This window comes from Kitasatospora sp. NPDC001225 (assembly GCF_053597855.1).
The window spans coordinates 1-3,419 of sequence record NZ_JBSFJC010000302.1; the positions used below are offsets into that span (position 1 = coordinate 1).

At 73.4% G+C, this 3,419-nt stretch carries 4 protein-coding genes and 2 tRNA genes; all 6 read left to right on the forward strand.

Annotation, left to right across the window (positions count from 1 at the left end; genetic code table 11):
- On the forward strand, positions 1-414 hold a 414-nt coding region (locus ACWDCZ_RS39550), incomplete at its 5' end, for a DUF3566 domain-containing protein (RefSeq protein ID WP_449818494.1).
- Positions 415-674: 260 nt separating this feature from the next.
- A complete protein-coding gene (locus tag ACWDCZ_RS39555; protein WP_449818495.1) occupies positions 675-2,069 on the forward strand; it encodes a class I SAM-dependent methyltransferase in 1,395 nt (464 codons plus the stop codon).
- Between the two features lie 16 nt (positions 2,070-2,085).
- Positions 2,086-2,159: transfer RNA gene (locus ACWDCZ_RS39560), tRNA-Ile, on the forward strand.
- 178 nt (positions 2,160-2,337) lie between these two features.
- Positions 2,338-2,700: a DUF6191 domain-containing protein gene (locus ACWDCZ_RS39565; RefSeq protein ID WP_117488751.1), complete on the forward strand. Its 363-nt coding sequence runs from the start codon at positions 2,338-2,340 to the stop codon at positions 2,698-2,700.
- Positions 2,701-2,959: 259 nt separating this feature from the next.
- The gene (locus ACWDCZ_RS39570) at positions 2,960-3,088 is read left to right on the forward strand and encodes a DLW-39 family protein (protein ID WP_014137031.1); all 129 of its coding nucleotides are present in this window, start codon (positions 2,960-2,962) and stop codon (positions 3,086-3,088) included.
- A 186-nt stretch (positions 3,089-3,274) separates the two neighbouring features.
- Positions 3,275-3,347, forward strand: a tRNA-Ala gene (locus ACWDCZ_RS39575).
- Positions 3,348-3,419: the final 72 nt, after the last annotated feature.

Sequence of the window (3,419 nt, forward strand, 5' to 3'; positions counted from 1 at the left end):
GCCGGTGCCCCCGCGGCCGCGACCGGCGGGGCCGGCCTCGGCCGGACCCGCAAGGCCCGGCTGCGGGTGACCAAGGTGGACCCGTGGTCGGTGATGAAGGTCAGCTTCCTGCTGTCGCTGGCCGTCGGCATCATCATCATCGTGGCCGCGGCCGTGCTGTGGATGACGCTGGACTCGCTCGGCGTCTTCGACTCGCTGACCAAGACCCTCAAGGACGTCACCGGCTCGGACAGCAGCGGCGGCCTCAACCTGATGGACTACGTCGGCTTCGGCAAGGTGATGACCTTCACCACGCTGATCGCCGTGGTCGACGTCGTCCTGCTGACCGCCCTGTCCACGCTCTCCGCGTTCATCTACAACGCGGCGGCCGGCTTCACCGGCGGCGTCGAGCTCACCCTGGCCGAGGAAGACTGATCCCGGCCGGATCCTGACGTTCGCTCAGCTCCCCGTCCACGGACGGAATGCACGGGCCCCACCCGCTGTTGCAGCGGGTGGGGCCCGTCGGCATTTCGGGTGACAGCCGGCCGCCCGCGGCGTGCCACCCGGAAACCGGGCGGCCGCGGTGGGACAAGCTGGGTGCCGCCCGTCCCGCGCCTGGGAGTGCCGCAGGCCGCCCCCGGTCCGCCCGACCGGGTCAGCTGAGGTTCCGCAGGACGACTGGACGGAGGCGCGCGGTGGCGAAGCTCGCAGGTCAACTGGTCGAAGCCCTCGAAGGGCTGTTGGGGGTCCCGGTACCGCTGCGGGTACAGGCCTGGGACGGCAGCACCGCCGGGCCGCCGGGCGCGCCCACCGTGGTCCTGCGCAACCGCCGGGCGCTGCGCCGGCTGGTCTGGCAGCCGGGCGAGCTGGGCCTGGCCCGGGCCTACGTCGCGGGGGACCTGGAACTCGCCCCCGGCACCGACCTGTACGAGACGCTCTCCGCCGTCGCCCGCTTCGCCGAGCGGCCGGAGGTCCGCACCCTGGCCCTCGGGCCGCGCGAGGCGCTCGGCCCCAAGGGCCGCCGGGTGCTCGCCGCCGCGCTGCGGGCCGGGGCGGTCGGCCTCGAGCCCGAGCCGCCCCGCGAGGAGGTCCGCAGGGCCCCCGGGCGGCTGCACAGCCGCAGCCGCGACCGCGCGGCCATCAGCCACCACTACGACGTCGGGAACGACTTCTACCGGATCGTGCTGGGCTCCTCGATGGTCTACTCGTGCGCCTACTGGGCGCCCGAGGCGAAGAGCCTGGAGGCGGCCCAGGAGGCCAAGCTCGACCTGATCTGCCGCAAGCTCGGCCTGCGCCCCGGGATGCGCCTGCTGGACGTCGGCTGCGGCTGGGGCTCGCTGCTGCTGCACGCGGCGAAGCACTACGGGGTCACCGCGGTCGGCGTCTCCATCTCCACGGAGCAGGTCGCGCTGGCCCGCGCCCGGGTCGAGGAGGCCGGGCTGTCCGACCGGGTCGAGGTCCGGCTCCAGGACTACCGGGAGATCACCGACGGGCCCTTCGACGCGATCTCCAGCGTCGGGATGGCCGAGCACGTCGGCTCCGAGCAGTACCGGGTCTACGCCGAGGGCCTGTACCGGCTGCTGGTGCCCGGCGGCCGGCTGCTCAACCACCAGATCGCCCGCCGCCCCGACATCCCCGGGGTGCCGCACCGCACCAGCCCCTTCATCGACCGCTACGTCTTCCCGGACGGCGAGCTCTCCCCCGTCGGGTCCACGGTGGCCCGGCTGGAGGAGGCCGGCTTCGAGGTCCGGGACGTCGAGTCGCTGCGCGAGCACTACGGGCTGACCCTGCGCGAGTGGGTGGCCAACCTGGAGGCGCACTGGACGGAGGCGGTCCGGCTGGTCGGCCGCGGCCGGGCCCGGGTCTGGCGGCTGTACATGGCGGCCTCCGCGCTCGCCTTCGAGCAGAACCGGATCGGGATCAACCAGGTCCTCGCCGTCCGCAGCACCGAGGAGGGCGCGGCGGGCCTGCCGCCGACCCGCGAGGAGTGGCTGCTGCGCCCCTCCGTGGGTGCGCCGCAGCTGGTCGCGGGGGGTGCCGCCGCAGCCTCGGCCGACCCGGATTTGGGAGATCGGCCGTCGGTCCGCTAATCTTTCAGTGCGGCAAGGGCCTATAGCTCAGACGGTTAGAGCGCTTCCCTGATAAGGAAGAGGCCACAGGTTCAAGTCCTGTTAGGCCCACCTCCCCGAAGGGCCCGGAGTGATCCACTCCGGGCCCTTCGACGTTTCCCGCCGCGCTGCCTCCGCGCGTCCCGCCGCGTGCCCGCCGCGTTCCCACCGCATTCCCGCCGCCGGACCGGGAACCGCGCGCCCCTCCCGACGGTTCTCGGGGGAGGGACGGTGGAGGGTTGGTGACGGCATGGCGGTGTTCTGGGCGATGAGCATCCCCGGACTGGTCTGCGCCCTGGTGGTGCTGGCCGCGCTCGATCAACTGGCACTGCGGGCGCGCCGCGCCCGCTGGGTGCCCTGGCGGGGGACCGGCCGGGAGGGGCAGATCTCGGCCACCGGGTTCGAGCAGCTGCACGCGCAGTTCGCCGCGGGCAAGCAGCACGAGCTGGACGAACGTCGCAGCACCCTGATGCTGCGGGACGAGGAGGGCGAGGGGGCGCCGCCGCGGACCAGGGTGGACCTGGCGAACGGCACCGCCGTGGTGGTGGCGCCGGGCCGCCCGGCGGACGGGACGGCGGGCGGACCCGCGGACGGCTCGGCGGGCCGGGTCTGATCCGCGGGCGCGCGGGACGGTCCGGGCACGGTCGGACCGCCCGCCAGGAGGTGCGGCGTCAATCCTGGGACCGGACCGCCGGGTTGGCCGCACCGGTGGCTGGTCACGATTGGGACACCGGTGTGTATCATCGGCCGCAAGGGCAGTCTGGCACCCGGCCGCCCGTTCGCGCTCGAAACACAACTGGACTCGTCGGCCCGGTCAGTCCGGCCGGATCCGGCTCTTGAGTCCACCAACGCAAGAAGGACGAGGTCCCGCGGTGAAGAAGCTTCTCCTGGTCGCCCTGGTCGCCCTCGGCGGCTTCTTTGTCTACCGTCAGGTCCAGGCGGACCGCGCCGAGCAGGACCTGTGGACCGAGGCCACCGACCCGGTCCCGGCCGGTCGCTGAGCCCCCGGCGATCTGACGATCGACGAACTCCGGAGGCGCCCGTCGGCGCCTCCCGGGCCGGCCGGCCCGGTCGACGAACCGGACCGGCCGACCCCTTGGAACGGCACCGTTCCGGGGGGACGGCGCTGGGAATCGCGCCGGAAACCGGTACGCTAGTGCCCGTTGGCACGCGCGCGGTGCCGTCGAGGGGCATTAGCTCAGTTGGTAGAGCGCTGCCTTTGCAAGGCAGATGTCAGGAGTTCGAGTCTCCTATGCTCCACAGCCCACAGCAGTAGCCGATCGCCGCCATGTGGTGGTGGGTGCCGCCGTCGGCGACCGCGAAGCGCTCGCC